The 15,075-nt window shown below is 35.5% G+C and carries 14 protein-coding genes; 11 read left to right on the forward strand and 3 right to left on the reverse strand.

The genetic code is table 11. The annotated features are described in order from the left end of the window. Window positions 1-330 carry a helix-turn-helix domain-containing protein gene (locus WFH39_RS21260; RefSeq protein WP_442891770.1) on the reverse strand — a complete coding sequence of 110 codons (330 nt, stop codon included), beginning with the start codon at window positions 328-330 and terminating at the stop codon, window positions 1-3. Window positions 331-663: 333 nt separating this feature from the next. Here WFH39_RS21260 and WFH39_RS18065 point away from each other — a divergent pair, with 333 nt between their 5' ends. The 4 genes from WFH39_RS18065 to WFH39_RS18080 all read left to right on the forward strand — a co-directional run bounded on the left by WFH39_RS18065 (window position 664) and on the right by WFH39_RS18080 (window position 3,209). Then, entirely contained in the window at window positions 664-1,026 is a 363-nt protein-coding gene (locus WFH39_RS18065; RefSeq protein WP_336690902.1) for an enoyl-CoA hydratase, read from the forward strand. 212 nt (window positions 1,027-1,238) lie between these two features. Further along, window positions 1,239-1,604: a hypothetical protein gene (locus WFH39_RS18070; protein ID WP_336690903.1), complete on the forward strand. Its 366-nt coding sequence runs from the start codon at window positions 1,239-1,241 to the stop codon at window positions 1,602-1,604. A 332-nt stretch (window positions 1,605-1,936) separates the two neighbouring features. Beyond that, entirely contained in the window at window positions 1,937-2,668 is a 732-nt protein-coding gene (locus WFH39_RS18075; RefSeq protein ID WP_336690904.1) for a hypothetical protein, read from the forward strand. Window positions 2,669-2,687: 19 nt separating this feature from the next. Then, entirely contained in the window at window positions 2,688-3,209 is a 522-nt protein-coding gene (locus tag WFH39_RS18080) for a hypothetical protein (RefSeq protein WP_336690905.1), read from the forward strand. Window positions 3,210-3,693: 484 nt separating this feature from the next. On the opposite strand, the gene WFH39_RS18085 is transcribed toward WFH39_RS18080, so the two are convergent. Together WFH39_RS18085 and WFH39_RS18090 are read right to left on the reverse strand one after the other, a co-directional pair. Continuing rightward, window positions 3,694-4,458, reverse strand: a complete 765-nt coding sequence (locus tag WFH39_RS18085; RefSeq protein ID WP_336690906.1) for a 3'-5' exonuclease — start codon at window positions 4,456-4,458, stop codon at window positions 3,694-3,696. Between the two features lie 74 nt (window positions 4,459-4,532). Beyond that, the gene (locus WFH39_RS18090) at window positions 4,533-5,246 is read right to left on the reverse strand and encodes a CDP-alcohol phosphatidyltransferase family protein (RefSeq protein WP_336690907.1); all 714 of its coding nucleotides are present in this window, start codon (window positions 5,244-5,246) and stop codon (window positions 4,533-4,535) included. A 125-nt stretch (window positions 5,247-5,371) separates the two neighbouring features. Between WFH39_RS18090 and WFH39_RS18095 the strand changes: the two genes are divergently transcribed. The 7 genes from WFH39_RS18095 to WFH39_RS18125 all read left to right on the forward strand — a co-directional run bounded on the left by WFH39_RS18095 (window position 5,372) and on the right by WFH39_RS18125 (window position 15,036). Then, window positions 5,372-7,303 carry an LTA synthase family protein gene (locus WFH39_RS18095; protein WP_336690908.1) on the forward strand — a complete coding sequence of 644 codons (1,932 nt, stop codon included), beginning with the start codon at window positions 5,372-5,374 and terminating at the stop codon, window positions 7,301-7,303. Between the two features lie 196 nt (window positions 7,304-7,499). Then, entirely contained in the window at window positions 7,500-7,916 is a 417-nt protein-coding gene (locus WFH39_RS18100) for a DUF2147 domain-containing protein (RefSeq protein ID WP_336690909.1), read from the forward strand. Between the two features lie 110 nt (window positions 7,917-8,026). Further along, window positions 8,027-9,007, forward strand: coding sequence for a pyruvate dehydrogenase complex E1 component subunit beta (locus WFH39_RS18105; protein ID WP_076396100.1), 981 nt, complete (start codon window positions 8,027-8,029; stop codon window positions 9,005-9,007). A 123-nt stretch (window positions 9,008-9,130) separates the two neighbouring features. After that, complete coding sequence (locus tag WFH39_RS18110; protein WP_336690910.1) at window positions 9,131-11,125, forward strand: KUP/HAK/KT family potassium transporter; 1,995 nt, start codon at window positions 9,131-9,133, stop codon at window positions 11,123-11,125. A gap of 67 nt (window positions 11,126-11,192) precedes the next feature. Further along, a complete protein-coding gene (locus WFH39_RS18115; RefSeq protein WP_076396095.1) occupies window positions 11,193-11,666 on the forward strand; it encodes a Fur family transcriptional regulator in 474 nt (157 codons plus the stop codon). Then, a complete protein-coding gene (locus WFH39_RS18120; RefSeq protein ID WP_336690911.1) occupies window positions 11,659-13,413 on the forward strand; it encodes an OstA-like protein in 1,755 nt (584 codons plus the stop codon). The genes WFH39_RS18115 and WFH39_RS18120 overlap by 8 nt, the downstream gene beginning before the upstream one ends. A gap of 447 nt (window positions 13,414-13,860) precedes the next feature. Next, window positions 13,861-15,036, forward strand: a complete 1,176-nt coding sequence (locus tag WFH39_RS18125) for an aspartate aminotransferase family protein (protein WP_336690950.1) — start codon at window positions 13,861-13,863, stop codon at window positions 15,034-15,036. Window positions 15,037-15,075 lie beyond the last annotated feature (39 nt).

Raw genomic sequence — 15,075 nt, forward strand, 5'->3', positions numbered from 1 at the left:
CTACTTATAGGCTTTTCTTGCATTAAAATCTCTTATGGTAAGATCGAGAAATCTTGTTACCAGAGCTTTGTCTTCTTCGCTCATCTCCTGTATGGCTTCAAATTTTTTAAGAAGTTCCTTATCTTTAATAGCAACTGTTTCATCGTTCAGTAATGCATCACTTGAAACTCCTAAAGTATCGGCAATATTTTTAAGCGCATCGGCAGGCGGAATACTGCTTCCCAGTTCGTAACGGGAAAGGCTTTTGTTATTTACCTGAGACTTTTCTGCAAGCTCCTGATCTCGCGGATTTATAATCCGTGAACAATAACAAAAACCCCAAAGCAGAATTGCGGTGGAGTTTGTTCTATAATTTAGTTTCGTTCTCTAATAGAAAAACGAAACAACAAATCTTAAAGAATTATTTTCAATAAAAAATAGGAAAAACCCGATATTTTATTGATTTAAAATTTATACTTTTGAAAATAATAAAGATCATTTAGGGATCACTTCAATGGCATATTGCTTTAATTCCGGAAGGAGTTGCCGCTGAATCATCCTGAGCTGCCGTCGGAACGGGTCTGTTTTCCACAGCAAGTCTTACAGCTGGAGATATATTTGTGCCTACAATGATTGGAGAGCCAGAATTTAACTGAACAAGGCAGTCAAAATAAAGTATTCCATATGTTAAGATCAGAAGACATTTTTAAATTAATTAAAAAAGAAAGAAATTTCTTAGGAAATATTGATCAATATAAAATTAAAATCAGCAATAGTGATAACTTTGATAGAGATAACTTAATAGGAGTATATAAAATTAGGCAATATAGCGCTACCAGAAATGGTAATGATAATTTATCACAAGAAATAGGTACTCTAATACTAAATTTAGAAAATTATTCTAATAGTAAACTGAGGTTTGTAAGTGTATTAGGGAAAAAATATTACGGAATCTTTTTTCTGAGTGAAAATTGGAATGCAGTTGTTGGATACTTAGAACGTGAAATTGATGAAAGCGAATTTACAAGTATGAATTCAATTGATTGATTAAAAAGTGCCTGATTTTACAAGAGGCAAAGGAATACTGTTTAAGTACCAGCAAATTCTTTAATATCTTATGACTTGACAGGAATGCCTGTATTTAATCCTGAGATTCCAAATTATGGACAAATATACCCTGCAATTCCTATAAATGTGGGGACATTTAGGGCATTAATCCAAACTACTGCCCCAGCTTGGCAACCTGTAAAATAAATCATATGAAAGAAAGAGACTTAATTATAAAACAAATTCAGGAAAAATTAAAAATTGAACTAAGACCAGGAAATATTTCCAAGATGACCTTGGATGAATATAGAGATTTTATTATTTCAATATTTGAGTCTATCAATTTATATAAGGATAAATATCTTTTAACATCCTTGGACTTCAGGGAATTTGCAAATCATTTTGTTTACAATTATGAAGATGATGGTTATGAAGATAATTGTGGCGAACGCGTAAGATTTTTTATGGATGAATTAGCGATTTTATATACTTATAATCCACCATTTTTTTGGGATTCTAATTTTGAGGATTTCAAATATAAAATGAAAAGATATGTCACGAAAGGTAATGGTTTGTAAAATGGTTAAGTGAACCGAATGGCTTGTTCCTGGCGTAGTTTATGGTGCTAAAGTACAATATGTTTTACCAAGGTCAAAATAAAGTATTCTATATGTTAACATCAGAAGACATTTTTAAATTAATTAAAAAAGAAAGAAATTTCTTAGGAAATATTGATTAATATAAAATTAAAATCAGCAATAGTGATAAACCTGATGGAAGAGATATTAAACCGACTTCTGACGGATGGAACTTCACTGGAAATGATATTTCTTCTGTAATAAGTTATCTAAAGCAAGGGGGAAATTTTAAAGGTTTAACTGATGCTTTAAGTACGTGGAATGATGTAGGAATGGAAGGTAACTTTTGGTCATATTTTGGATCATATAAGGCATGGGGAGGTTCTGCCGATGCTGCGGGAAATATTTATATGACTACTGCCAGTGACGGTATATTAAGAAATGGTAAAAATGAAATACAGGAGGTTATATTTACCAGAACAAAGTTGGCATCTGTTGCAAGTAACTGGTTTAGAGATCAGCAGTTTCAGGCATCTGTCCGACAACCAGGAAGAGCTAAAATGATTGGTGGTCTTGGAGACTTCTTTGGATTTTTTGATATTGCGGGTGACTTTGTAGAAAATAATTTTAGTCAGGATGATCAGGAAACTTTCTTTGCGGCTAGTTTAATGGCGGCGGTGATTTTTAGAAAACCTAGATTAGCCCTAAAAGAATTACCTTTAGAAGAAAATCTTGCAGAAGATTTTATTAGAGTAAGGCACCATACATCATTAAAAGGTCTTAAAGGGATAAAAAGAAGTGGTTCTATAGATGCCGCAAGAGGATTACCATATGGGGTAGATGTGGAAGTCTCTCCTTTTTTAAAGGCAACTAAGGTTGATTTAGGGCAATCTGGTACTGGTTCATATATTGAATTTTCCATACCAAAAAGTCAAGTAGGACCACCGGCTCCAGGCTATATGGGAGGTATAGGAAATGCTGGGCGCATTGTAACTGGTGGACCTCCATTAAATATATCAAATTTAGCTCCAAAATTTGTAAGATGGAATTGGTTGGGGTTTTAAAATAAAAATGTAAGAAGATATGAAAAGTATCAAAATAAAGTATAATCAATTATTGTTTTTATATGCTTATCTCCGATTGATCAATCTTTCACTCGACCGAAGCAGATGGACTTCATGGGATGAACTTCAAGGTTATTTTAAAAATATTATAACTCCTTCCATCGTAATTAAATATTTAATGAATAGTTTTAATTTGCCTCAAACGGATTTAAATAATTTTGCTTTTATACCAAAGGAGAAATCCTTAATAAACAGGCTAAGACCTATTTTATTTAAAACTTTTTCACTAAAGCAAGATGAGATTTTATATTGTTGTAAGCTATTATCTGATTTTGACCATGTACTTAATTCAAATACAGAAAGTTATCATTTGGAAATCGAAAAAATAAGAATTAATATTGCTACATATAATATGACCATTTTAGGAAGAATGATATTATGGAAAGACTTAGACGACCTTATGAGGATTGAACATTTTTGGCAGAATGATAAGATTGAGACTATTGGATTGAAAAATTTTATTCCCGATGATTTTAACTAGTACTGAAGCTGGTAATGTCTCGGTAATGGGTCATGTATCAAATTTAGTGATGACAATTTTTAAATAATTAACTCATTGAATTTCAATTAACATTAAAAATAAAATAACAAAAACAAGAGTAGGCATTCCCTACTCTTGTTAATTTTAGCAAAAAAAACATATCCAAACGATTGAAGATCATGCCTTATGTATCAGATTTAGTGATAAATAATTTTTGAAAATAATCAATATATTTACCACTACAAAGACCACTTAGGAAATATAAGGCTGAGCTATTACAGGCAGACAGACGGTACAGCCACTTTTTATGGGTAAGCATTTTTTCCACGAGCCGGAAAAATGGTTTGCTTATCTTCCTCTTCGAGCTGTTGTATTATCTGATCTGTTCAAGTTCCGTTTTATCTTCCAAAACTACTTCTTTAGGAATAGAACTATCATAATCAATCGCTTATTAAAGCATCTTTTCAACCGGCTCACTCATCATTTAAAACTTGCTTGATAATTGGATTTTCGTGAAAACCTTTTTGGTATACAATGGGAAATCAGCGTTCTGAAGCCATCCGTAATAGCCCAGATCTTTCTGGAAAACAGATTTTACCGTTTGTCCCTTATATTTTCCGAAAGCAAAAATCTCCTGTCCGTTTTCGTTGAAGTGAATCATTCCGGCAAGATCTGCAAATTTATTCTGAGACGAAAAACTGCTTAATTCTGCGATTTCGTTCGGTACATCATCGTATTTTCCGACCTGTGCATCAAGTACTTCGAAAGTTGCCATAACATCGGCTTCCGCAGAATGGGCGTTTTCCAGTGTTTTTCCGCAATAAAACTGATAGGCAGCGCCTAAATTTCGGGGTTCTTTTTTAAAGAAAATGGTCTGTGCATCAACCAGTTTGAATTTATTCAAATCAAAATCAAACTCGGCACGAAGCAGCTCTTCCGCTAACAATGGAACATCGAATCTGTTGGAATTGAAACCTCCCAGATCCGCACCCGTAATCATTTCCATCACTTTCGGAGCAATTTCTTTAAAGGTTGGCGCATCTTTTACGTCTTCATCATAAATACCGTGGATTTCGCTGCATTCTTTCGGGATCGGCATTTCTGGATTTACCCTCCATGTTTTGCTTTCTCTCGACGCATCCGGATTTACTTTTAAAATACAGATTTCAACAATACGGTCTTTCCCGATGTTGGTTCCTGTGGTTTCCAGATCAAAAATGCAGAGCGGTTTATGTAGTTTTAAATTCATTTTTTATAATTTGAAAATTTGAGAATGTGGTAATTTGAAAATGGATTTAAACGTCCATTACTCAACACATAAATTTATTTTAGTTGTTTTTGAAATATAATTGAGATTAAAATATAATAAAGAATCACCATCGGAATTCCGACAGATCTAAATATGATTAAAATAATAACAGAACCAACCAATAACGCAATTTTAGGATAATTATCCTGCAGTTTCATCGATTTGAATTTCATCGCGATCATTTTTATCGGTGAGATCAAAAGCCAGGAAGAAATTATGGTTAAAATAATCAATGCAAATTCATTATTCAGGAGAAATTCAAAACTCTGATTTTCTTTGAAAGCGTAAAACAGTCCAAAAATCAAAATCGTATTACTCGGCGTATTCAATCCCTTAAAATAATATTTCTGATCTTCATCCAGATTAAAAATTGCCAGTCTTAAACAGGAAAACAATGTAATCAGCAATCCGAAATATTGAATCTCAAACGGTAAGGTCATCCCAAAAAGATTCGTTCCAAACGGTTCAAGCATTTTAAACATCGTCAGTCCCGGAACCAGTCCGAAGCTCACCATATCTGCCAAAGAATCCAGTTGGGTTCCCAGATTGGAATTTGCTTTTAACGCTCTTGCTGTAAAACCATCAAAGAAATCCAGAATCAGAGAAAGTACGATGCAAACCGCAGTCGTCTCATAATCTCCTGAAATAAGATGAATGGCGCCGATACATCCGGAAAGCAGATTTCCTAAGGTAATGGCATTGGCGAGATTATTTTTAATAAAATTCATAGGCACAAAATTAATAAATTAAAGTAACAAAGCGTTAATTAAACGGCGCATCAATTATTGTGGATTGATAAGCCGTTACAGGGAGATATTGTTAAATTAATTCGAATTTAATGTAAATTTGCAGCATGAAATTGTTTAAAGAATTTAGAAAACAGGAAGTTCTGGTGCTTTTGTACAGAATTTTTTTAGCCTATTTTTTCTATCAGATCGCAAGATTTTTATTCTGGTACTTTAATAAAGACTTAATAAAAATCGATTCTGTTTCAGATTATTTCAGTCTGTCTTTTCATGGGATTGCGTTCGATACAACGGCGATTTTATATGTAAATGCCCTTTTTATTCTTCTGAGCATCATTCCTGTCATCATCAACACTAAAAAAAGTTACCAGACATTCCTTTTCTGGCTGTATTTTATCACTAACGGAATTGCCTATGCGATGAATTTCGGAGATATGGTGTATTTCAGATTTTCGCAGATGAGACTTACTTCTGCCGCATTACAGGTTGCGCAGCACGAAAGCAATATTTTTAAGGTTTTTACAACTTCTGTTGCTCAGAATCCTTTTGTTCTGATCGGATTTATAGGTTTGATGATCCTTTGGATTTTTCTTTATAAAAAAGTAACAATTCAGGAAAACAAGCCTAAAAGACTGGTTCCGTATTTTGTGTGGTCTGTGATAACGCTTTGCATAACGGCTGTTTTGGCTGTCGGTGGAATTCGCGGAGACTTCAAGCACAGCACAAGACCCATCAATCTGGTGGATGCCAATCGTTTCGTGAAAATTCCGGCGCAGGGAAATGTCGTTTTGAACAGTACATTTTCCTTTTTCCGAACTTTAAATACGAATAATTTTAAGGAAGTTCATTTTGTAGATGAAAAATTTATCGATCAGAACATTCATCCTTATAAAGAATATAACAGAGAAGTTACAGAAAAACCAAATATTGTTATTTTTATTGTTGAATCCTTCGGAAGAGAATATTCAGGAGCATTCAATAAAGACAAAAATATCAAAGATTACGTTTCTTACACTCCCTTTATCGACAGTTTGGCGGGACAGAGTCTTATTTTTCCGAACACTTTTGCCAACGGAAGACAGTCGATTCACGGGATGAGTTCCGTTCTTGCCGGAATTCCGAGTTTAACCGACGCTTTTACAAGTTCGCCGTATTCCAACCAGAAAATCCAGTCCATTGTTTCTGTCTGCAACGAAATGGGATATGATACTTCTTTCTATCACGGCGCTCCGAATGGTTCCATGGGATTTTTAGGCTTTGGAAACATCTTGGGCTTCAAACATTATTTTGGAAAGACCGAATATAATAATGATAATGATTTCGATGGAATCTGGGCAATCTGGGATGAACCTTTTTTACAGTATTTTGCAAAAAATGTAGGAAAAAAACAGCCTTTCATGGCAACCGTATTCACGGCATCTTCACATCATCCGTTTAAAATCCCTGAGAAATACAACGGAAAATTTAAAAAAGGAAAAATTGAGATGCATGAACCAATTCAATATACGGATTATGCGATCAGAAAGTATTTCGAAACGGCTAAAAAACAGCCCTGGTTCAATAATACCATCTTTGTTTTTACGGGAGATCATACCAACGAAATTTATTATCCCGAATACGATAAAACAATGAATCGTTTCGCAGTGCCTTTAATCTTTTATTCCCCAAATCCTGCGTACAATTTAAAAGGTATAAATCCTGAACTGGCACAGCAGATTGATATTTATCCTACGCTTGCGGATTTAATAGGTTATCATAAAAAAATCAGAAGCTGGGGAAGAAGTCTGGTGAGCGAAAGACAGTATTCGCCCATTATTGCCAATTCGGATGGAACGGTGGAGCAGTTTATCATCGGGAATTACATCTACCGTTTTGATGGAAAAGAGATTGTAGGGATCTTTGATCAGTCTGATTTAGGATTGGAAAAAAATCTGATGGATCAGTTGAGATCTGATCCGGAGGCGCAAAAAGGAAAACAAATCGCCAAAGCCTGGTATCAGGATTATATGGATCGGGTGATAAACAGAAAAATGAATTAAATCATAATGAATTGATTCTCATTACTGAATGTTGTGCTGGATATTGCATTTTACCACTTTTTGTCCTGATTTTTTGGTATATATCTTGTAATCTATGTGAAGGATAATAAAATTTTTTGTTGTTTTAAAATTAATTTATATTTTTAGCAATAATAGACAACGAAATTATTTTATTGAAATTAAAACTATAAGAAATATGAGAAAATTATTGTTAACCTTCGCGCTTTCATTATTCGGAGTAATGTCTTTTGCGCAAATTGAAGGAAAATGGAAAACCATAGATGACGAAACAAAACAGGCTAAATCTATTGTTGAGATCTATAAAAAAGGAGATCAGTATTTCGGGAAGATTTCCCAGTTACTGATAAAACCTGCAACTCCAAACTGTACAGAATGTAAGGATGACAGAAAAAACAAGCCTATTTTAGGAATGGAAATCATCAGAAACCTAAAAAAGGATGGGGATGAATTTACAGGAGGTACGATTACAGATCCTAAAACAGGAAAAACATACAAGTGTACGATCACAAGAAGCGGCGATAACCTGAATGTGAGAGGATATATTGGTTTATCTTTCATCGGAAGATCACAGACTTGGCAGAAAGTTAATTAACCGGAATTAAATAAAAATTAATAAGCGGCATTTCATTAAATGAAATGTCGTTTTTGTTATGTAAATAATAAAAAAACACTACTTTTGTACTCTAAATTTTTCAAATAAATATGGCAGAATATACTTTTCGTGAGGTAATTGCACAGGCAATGAGCGAGGAAATGCGTAAAGACGAATCCATCTATTTAATGGGGGAGGAAGTTGCAGAATATAACGGTGCATATAAGGCTTCAAAAGGAATGCTGGATGAATTTGGTGCTAAAAGAGTAATCGATACACCAATTGCTGAGCTTGGTTTCGCAGGGATTTCTGTGGGAGCTGCAATGAATGGTAACAGACCGATCGTAGAATTTATGACGTTCAACTTCTCTTTGGTGGGGATTGATCAGATTATCAATAACGCTGCAAAAATCCGCCAGATGAGTGGAGGACAGTGGAACTGCCCGATCGTTTTCCGTGGTCCTACAGCTTCTGCAGGTCAGTTGGGAGCAACGCACTCTCAGGCTTTCGAAAGCTGGTATGCCAACTGTCCGGGATTAAAAGTGGTCGTTCCTTCAAATCCTTACGATGCGAAAGGATTATTAAAAACAGCGATTCAGGATAATGATCCGGTAATTTTCATGGAATCTGAACAGATGTACGGAGACAAAATGGAAATTCCTGAAGAAGAATATTACTTACCAATCGGGAAAGCAGATATCAAAAGAGAAGGTTCTGATGTAACGCTGGTTTCTTTCGGAAAAATCATGAAACTGGCTATTCAAGCTGCTGAAGATTTGGCTAAAGAAGGTATTTCTGTAGAAGTTATTGATCTTAGAACAGTTCGTCCGTTGGATTATGATACTGTTTTGGCATCCGTTAAAAAGACAAACAGACTGGTTGTTTTGGAAGAAGCGTGGCCATTTGGTTCTGTTGCGTCTGAAATCACCTATATGGTACAGCAGAAAGCATTCGATTATCTGGATGCTCCGATTAAGAGAATTACAACTCCTGATGCTCCTGCTCCTTACTCCGCAGCTTTATTTGCAGAGTGGTTCCCGAAACTTGAAAAAGTAAAAGAAGAGATCAAAAAAGCAATGTACGTTAAGTAATTACACGATTATAGAAAAAAACTTCCGAAAGGAAGTTTTTTCATTTATTATATTCATGAAGAAAAATTCATGGGGATGTAAATTTGGCTTAAATTTGCGCGTTTAAAAATTAAATTAGCTGGTATGGCAGAAGTTACAGAAGGCGGTCATCATTTTGACATCAAAAAGCTTTCTTTCATTGGAATTTTAGTGTCACTCGGAATTGTATTCGGAGATATCGGTACTTCCCCGCTTTACGTTATGAAAGCGATTGTTAACGCAAGAGGAGAAGGAAGTACGATGCCTTTCAATGAGTATATCGAAGGGGCGTTGTCCTGTATTATCTGGACACTTACACTTCAGACAACAATTAAATATGTGATCATTGCTCTTAGAGCAGACAACAAAGGAGAAGGGGGAATTTTAGCATTGTTTTCTCTGGTTAAAAATCTTAAAAAAGGCTGGCTCTATCTTATTGCTATCGTAGGAGCGGCCGCGCTTATTGCAGACGGAGTAATCACACCTTCGCTTACGGTAATGTCTGCAATTGAAGGTCTTGAAATTTATAATCCGGATACACCGGTTGTTCCGATCACCATAGCGATTCTTATTATGATCTTCGTGGTTCAGCAGTTTGGTACGAGCTTTATCGGGAAATTCTTCGGACCCGTAATGGTAATTTGGTTCCTCGTTTTGGGAGGTTTGGGATTATCCCATTTGAGCGAAAATCTTGAGATTTTAAGATCTTTCAATCCTTATTATGCTTATAAACTTATTGCCAACTCTCCGAGCGCAATTGTAATTTTAGGAGCGGTTTTCCTTTGTACAACCGGAGCGGAAGCACTTTATTCCGACTTAGGACACTGCGGTGCCAAAAATATCCGTGTAAGCTGGGCATTTGTAAAAATCATGCTGATCTTAAATTATTTGGGACAGGGAGCGTGGCTTTTAACCAATTACGGTAAACCCGGCTTTTCGGTAATAAATCCTTTCTTCGGAATCATGGAAGAATGGATGGTGGTTCCCGGAGTTATTCTGGCTACAGCGGCGGCAATTATTGCCAGTCAGGCTTTAATTACAGGATCATTTACCATTTTCTCAGAGGCAATGTCATTAAATTTATGGCCTAACCAGAAAATTGATTATCCTTCCGGAGTAAAAGGACAAATGTACATCCCGAGAATTAACTGGGGGCTTTTACTATTCTGTATTGTGGTGGTTCTTCACTTCAAAGAATCAGGAAAAATGGAAGCAGCTTACGGTTTATCCATTACGGTAACCATGTTAATGACCACGGTTCTTTTAGTTTATTGGTTATTAAAACATAGAGTAAATAAAGCGTTAATCCTTGTTTTTGCGTTTGTTTATATGGCAATCGAATTAGGTTTCTTCAGTGCAAACGTAATCAAATTCATGGAAGGAGGATGGATTACAGTGGTATTGGCCGGATCTATCGGAGTTTGTATGTATGCATGGTACAATGGTAGGTTAATCAAGACCAAATTTATCAAGTTCATTAAGCTGGCGAATTATATTCCTATCATAAAAGATATGAAGCTTGATGAAACGATTCCTAAATATGCGACTAACTTAGCTTATCTAAGCCGTGCGAAGAGAAACGATGAGATCGAATCGAAAATTATTTATTCAATCATCAAAAAACAGCCGAAAAGAGCCGATCATTATTTTATCCTAAGCATTACCAATCAGGAAGATCCATATACTTTTAAATATGCGGTAGATGAAGTTCTTCCGGGAACGATCTATAAAATTAACTTCATGTTAGGATTTAAGATAGACCGAAGAATTAACGATTATTTCGATACGGTTCTCAGAGATCTGATGGCAGACGGAACAATTCCTTCAAGAAGCAGCCATCCTTCATTAAGAGCGCATAATATTCCGCCGGATCTGAAGTATGTGATTATAGACAATACCTATATCAACGATATTCTTCTTACGGTTAAAGAAAAAATCATTCTTAATATTTATAATTTCGTTAAATATATCGGAAGCGACGACTTTAAAGCATGGGGAATCACTTCGCACAACGTTGTGGTAGAATCTGCGCCTATGACGGAAGACTGCGTCGGAAAATCCAAAATCGAGCAGTGCGAATTTATCCGCCACAAAGGTTAAATTCTTTAACACAGCAGGACAATTTGTATTTAAATAAAAATCAATAAATTTGTAGATAAATTTTTTGATGGATACGATACAAAAAGAAAAAAATATTGCGCTGATAAAGGATGTTTTAAGAAACTATTTATTGGAAAAAGGTTTCAGAAACACGCCTGAAAGATATACAATACTTGAGGAAATATACGGTATGGATCATCACTTCAATGTGGATGATCTGTACCTTTTAATGTTGCAGAAAAAATACCACGTTTCCAAAGCAACAATCTACAATACAATTGAAATTTTCCTTGATGCAGGACTTATCCGTAAACATCAGTTCGGAGAAAAAACACTCACTTCTTCCTCTTACGAAAAATCTTATTTTGATAAACAGCACGATCATTTAGTCGTGTATAAAAAAGATTCAGATAAGGAGATTGAAGAGATCATCGAGTTTTGTGATCCGAGAATTCAAGGGATTAAAGAAGCAATTGAACAGGCATTTGGCGTAAAAATTGATTCCCATTCGCTGTATTTTTATGGCACAAAGAATGATTAATCAATTCACGAGACTATTTGCTTTATTCCTAGTCTCTGTTTCAACGTTTTTATTTGCACAGAACCAGCCGAAAACTCTGCAAAAAGATCCTTATTTTACCAATACGACCCCTCAAAAAAATGCTCCGCCTGCTGAAAAGGTGAAGCACATCCATTCTGATGAATTAAGAAAGGATGATAAATACGACGGAAATAATTATTTCGTGGGGAATGTACAGTTTTCGCATCAGGGTTCTTTGCTGAATGCGGATCTTGTGATTGTGTATGAAGAACAGAATTTCATCAAAGCCATCGGAAATGTAAAACTGCAAAACGCCGATGGTTCGGTAATTACAGCCGATGAAATGGAGTACGACGGAAATACACAAAAAGGGATTGCCCGGAAAAATGTAGTTCTTACCGACCCGAAAGGGACGGTGATAAAAACGGAAACCATGTATTACGACAGACTCTCCAATCAGGCGTATTACAACACCGGAGGAACCATTAACGACGGAAAAAGTACAACGTATTCCAAAACAGCAACCTATTTTCTGACAACCAGAACGATTGATCTTTCGGGAAGAGTGAAAATAGAAGATGCCCAATATATTCTGGAAGGAGATAATGTAGTTCAGAACCAGAATACAAACATTGTAAACATCAACGGACCGACAACGATCATCAACAAGAAAAATCCTAAAAACCGAATCGTTACCGATAAAGGAAATTACAATACAAATACGAAAGAAGCTTTCTTATACAAAAACTCCAGAGTATATTACAACGATAAAATTCTTACCGGAGATGAAATGTATTACAACCAGTTGTCCGGTTTTGGAAAAGCGACAGGGAATGTAACGCTGGATGATCCGAACGAAAGAAGATTCATAAAAGGAGGTTACGGAGAAATTTACGAAAAGAAAGATTCTGCCATGATGACCAAAAATCCTTATGCAGTAAAAGCTCTTGAAAAAGATTCGATGTATTTTGCGGCAGAAAAAATTATTTCTTTTCAAAAACCGGATCCAGAAGACATCAAGGTGAAGAAAAGTTTTCTGAGAGCATACAAAAAAGGACGTTTTTATAAATCTAATGCGCAGGGAAGAGCAGATTCCATCGCTTTTAATGAAACAGATGGAGTTCTTCACATGTACACTAATCCAATCCTTTGGAGCAACGGAAAGCAGGTGACCGGAGATAAAGTTGAAGCGTATTTTAATACCCAAAAAGAAAATATAGATTCCTTAAAAGTTATCGGAAATGCTTTTGCCATCAGTAAAGTCGATTCTCTGAATATGAAAGACGAATTCAATCAGGTAAAAGGGAAACTGATGACAGTTTATTATGGAGAAGATAACAACATCAAAGAAGCAAAAGTAATCGGAAATGCTCAGGCAATTACCTATTCCGATGATGAAAACGAGCAGACAAAGGAAAAAGAAAGAATCGGGATTTCTCTCACTTCATGCGGTATTATTGATGCTGTTTTTGAGGAAAAGATGTTGTATGTTGTTGCCTGTAATATCGGAGCGGCATCAGATACCTATCCTATGAGTATGATAGAACCCGAAAGGCGGAAGTTTCCGGATTTCAACTGGAATACCAAAGACCGGATTTTGAAATGGCGGGATATCCTCGTGGATACACCGAATTATGAGGAAGTGAAATACGAAGCCGACAATACACTCTATAACAAAGCTCAGGAAGCAGTAGAAAAAGCTAAAGCCAAAGAAGAAGCGAAAAAACCGAAACGTGTAAGAAGATAATTCGTATTTTTTTAAGCTAAAAAGCCGAAAAATATAAATAGTCACCATTTTATTCATTTAAAATGGTGATTTATTTTTATAAAACTCCCTGAAACAAGTCGGTAGCTCATATTTTCTTTAAAAAAATTAAACTTTTTTAAAGTGTTTTATTCAAAAATCTGTGAAGCGGAAAGCCTCATGACTATTCGGTTTTTCAATTAGTAAATTTTCATGGTTTGTTGAATTGATTTGCGATGTTGCTACTGAATGTAAATATTTTTTATTGAATGTGTATTTTAATTGTTTTTTTTCTATATATTTACCTAAGAATATATGAAACTATATTAATATTTTGTGATTTGGTGGTATTGCCCGCAGTTTTCTGCGGGCAATTTTTTTATTCTGTCCGTTTCATTTCGGTGTTTGCCGAATCTTTTATAGTTTTGCTAAAATTTTGGAACAATGGAAATGCAAAAGGATTTTTTTATATATCAGGCTCAGACGACAAAGTTTGCTGCTGGTTTTGAAGTAGAGAAGGCGGAAGGAAGCTATATTTATGGCAAAGACGGAAGAAGATATCTGGATTTTGTAGCGGGAGTTTCTGCCAATACTTTAGGACATTCCCATCCCAAAGTAGTTGATGCCATTAAAGAACAGGCAGAAAAATATCTTCACGTCATGGTTTACGGAGAATATGCACAGGAAATGCCGGTAGCTTTATGTAAACTGTTGGCAGAAGCTACTCCCGATCCTTTAGAAATTACTTATCTTGTAAACAGCGGCGCAGAAGCCATAGACGGAAGTCTGAAGCTGGCAAAAAGATATACCGGAAGAGAAGAAATTGTTTCATTCAAAAACTCTTACCACGGAAATACACACGGTGCGTTAAGTGTATCCGGAAACGAATTTCATAAAAGAGAATTTCGCCCGTTATTGCCAATGGTTTCGTTCATTGAATTTAACAGCGAAAAAGATTTCGATAAAATTACCGAGAAAACAGCCTGTGTTATTTTAGAAACCATTCAGGGTGCGGCAGGATTTTTAGTTCCTAATGATGATTATTTAATTAAACTAAAAAAGAGATGTGAAGAAGTCGGCGCATTGTTAATTCTGGATGAAATTCAGCCGGGATTCGGAAGAACCGGAAAGCTTTTTTCTTTTGAGCATTTCGGCATCGTTCCGGATATTCTTGTTATGGGAAAAGGAATGGGAGGCGGAGTTCCTGTAGGAGCTTTTATGAGTTCACGTAAAATTATGGAAACACTGTCTCATTCTCCGAAATTAGGACACATCACAACTTTCGGAGGAAATCCGCTTATTGCGGCTTCCAGTTATGCAACTTTAAAGGAAGTTCTGGAAAGCGGTCTGATGAATGAAGTGGAAGAAAAAGAACAATTATACAGAAGTCTTCTGGTTCATCCAAAAATAAAAAACATTAACGGAAAAGGGCTTATGTTGGCTGTAAATCTCGGATCTCCCGAATATACTTTAGACGTTGCCAAAAGATGCATGGAAAAAGGACTGATTGTTTTCTGGCAGCTTTACAGAAATGAATATCTGAGAATTTCTCCTCCGCTTACCATTTCTAAAGAAGAAATAGCAGAAGGATGTAAAATTATCCTTGACGTATTAAATAATTTGTAGGAAACAAAAATTATTTTTACTTTCGCACCGTTTTAAAAA

This window comes from Chryseobacterium sp. MMO-72 (genome assembly GCF_037146035.1).
GTDB lineage: Bacteria > Bacteroidota > Bacteroidia > Flavobacteriales > Weeksellaceae > Chryseobacterium > Chryseobacterium indicum.

Bases quoted from the DNA above. Each gene is read 5' to 3' on its own strand.
- WFH39_RS18115 (WP_076396095.1), top strand. From the start codon at position 11,193: ATGGATACGATACAAAAAGAAAAAAATATTGCGCTGATAAAGGATGTT.
- WFH39_RS18095 (WP_336690908.1), top strand. From the start codon at position 5,372: ATGAAATTGTTTAAAGAATTTAGAAAACAGGAAGTTCTGGTGCTTTTG.
- WFH39_RS18085 (WP_336690906.1), bottom strand. From the start codon at position 4,458: ATGAATTTAAAACTACATAAACCGCTCTGCATTTTTGATCTGGAAACC.
- WFH39_RS18070 (WP_336690903.1), top strand. From the start codon at position 1,239: ATGAAAGAAAGAGACTTAATTATAAAACAAATTCAGGAAAAATTAAAA.
- WFH39_RS18080 (WP_336690905.1), top strand. From the start codon at position 2,688: ATGAAAAGTATCAAAATAAAGTATAATCAATTATTGTTTTTATATGCT.
- WFH39_RS18110 (WP_336690910.1), top strand. From the start codon at position 9,131: ATGGCAGAAGTTACAGAAGGCGGTCATCATTTTGACATCAAAAAGCTT.
- WFH39_RS18065 (WP_336690902.1), top strand. From the start codon at position 664: ATGTTAAGATCAGAAGACATTTTTAAATTAATTAAAAAAGAAAGAAAT.
- WFH39_RS18100 (WP_336690909.1), top strand. From the start codon at position 7,500: ATGAGAAAATTATTGTTAACCTTCGCGCTTTCATTATTCGGAGTAATG.
- WFH39_RS18120 (WP_336690911.1), top strand. From the start codon at position 11,659: ATGATTAATCAATTCACGAGACTATTTGCTTTATTCCTAGTCTCTGTT.
- WFH39_RS18105 (WP_076396100.1), top strand. From the start codon at position 8,027: ATGGCAGAATATACTTTTCGTGAGGTAATTGCACAGGCAATGAGCGAG.
- WFH39_RS18125 (WP_336690950.1), top strand. From the start codon at position 13,861: ATGCAAAAGGATTTTTTTATATATCAGGCTCAGACGACAAAGTTTGCT.
- WFH39_RS18090 (WP_336690907.1), bottom strand. From the start codon at position 5,246: ATGAATTTTATTAAAAATAATCTCGCCAATGCCATTACCTTAGGAAAT.
- WFH39_RS18075 (WP_336690904.1), top strand. From the start codon at position 1,937: ATGGAAGGTAACTTTTGGTCATATTTTGGATCATATAAGGCATGGGGA.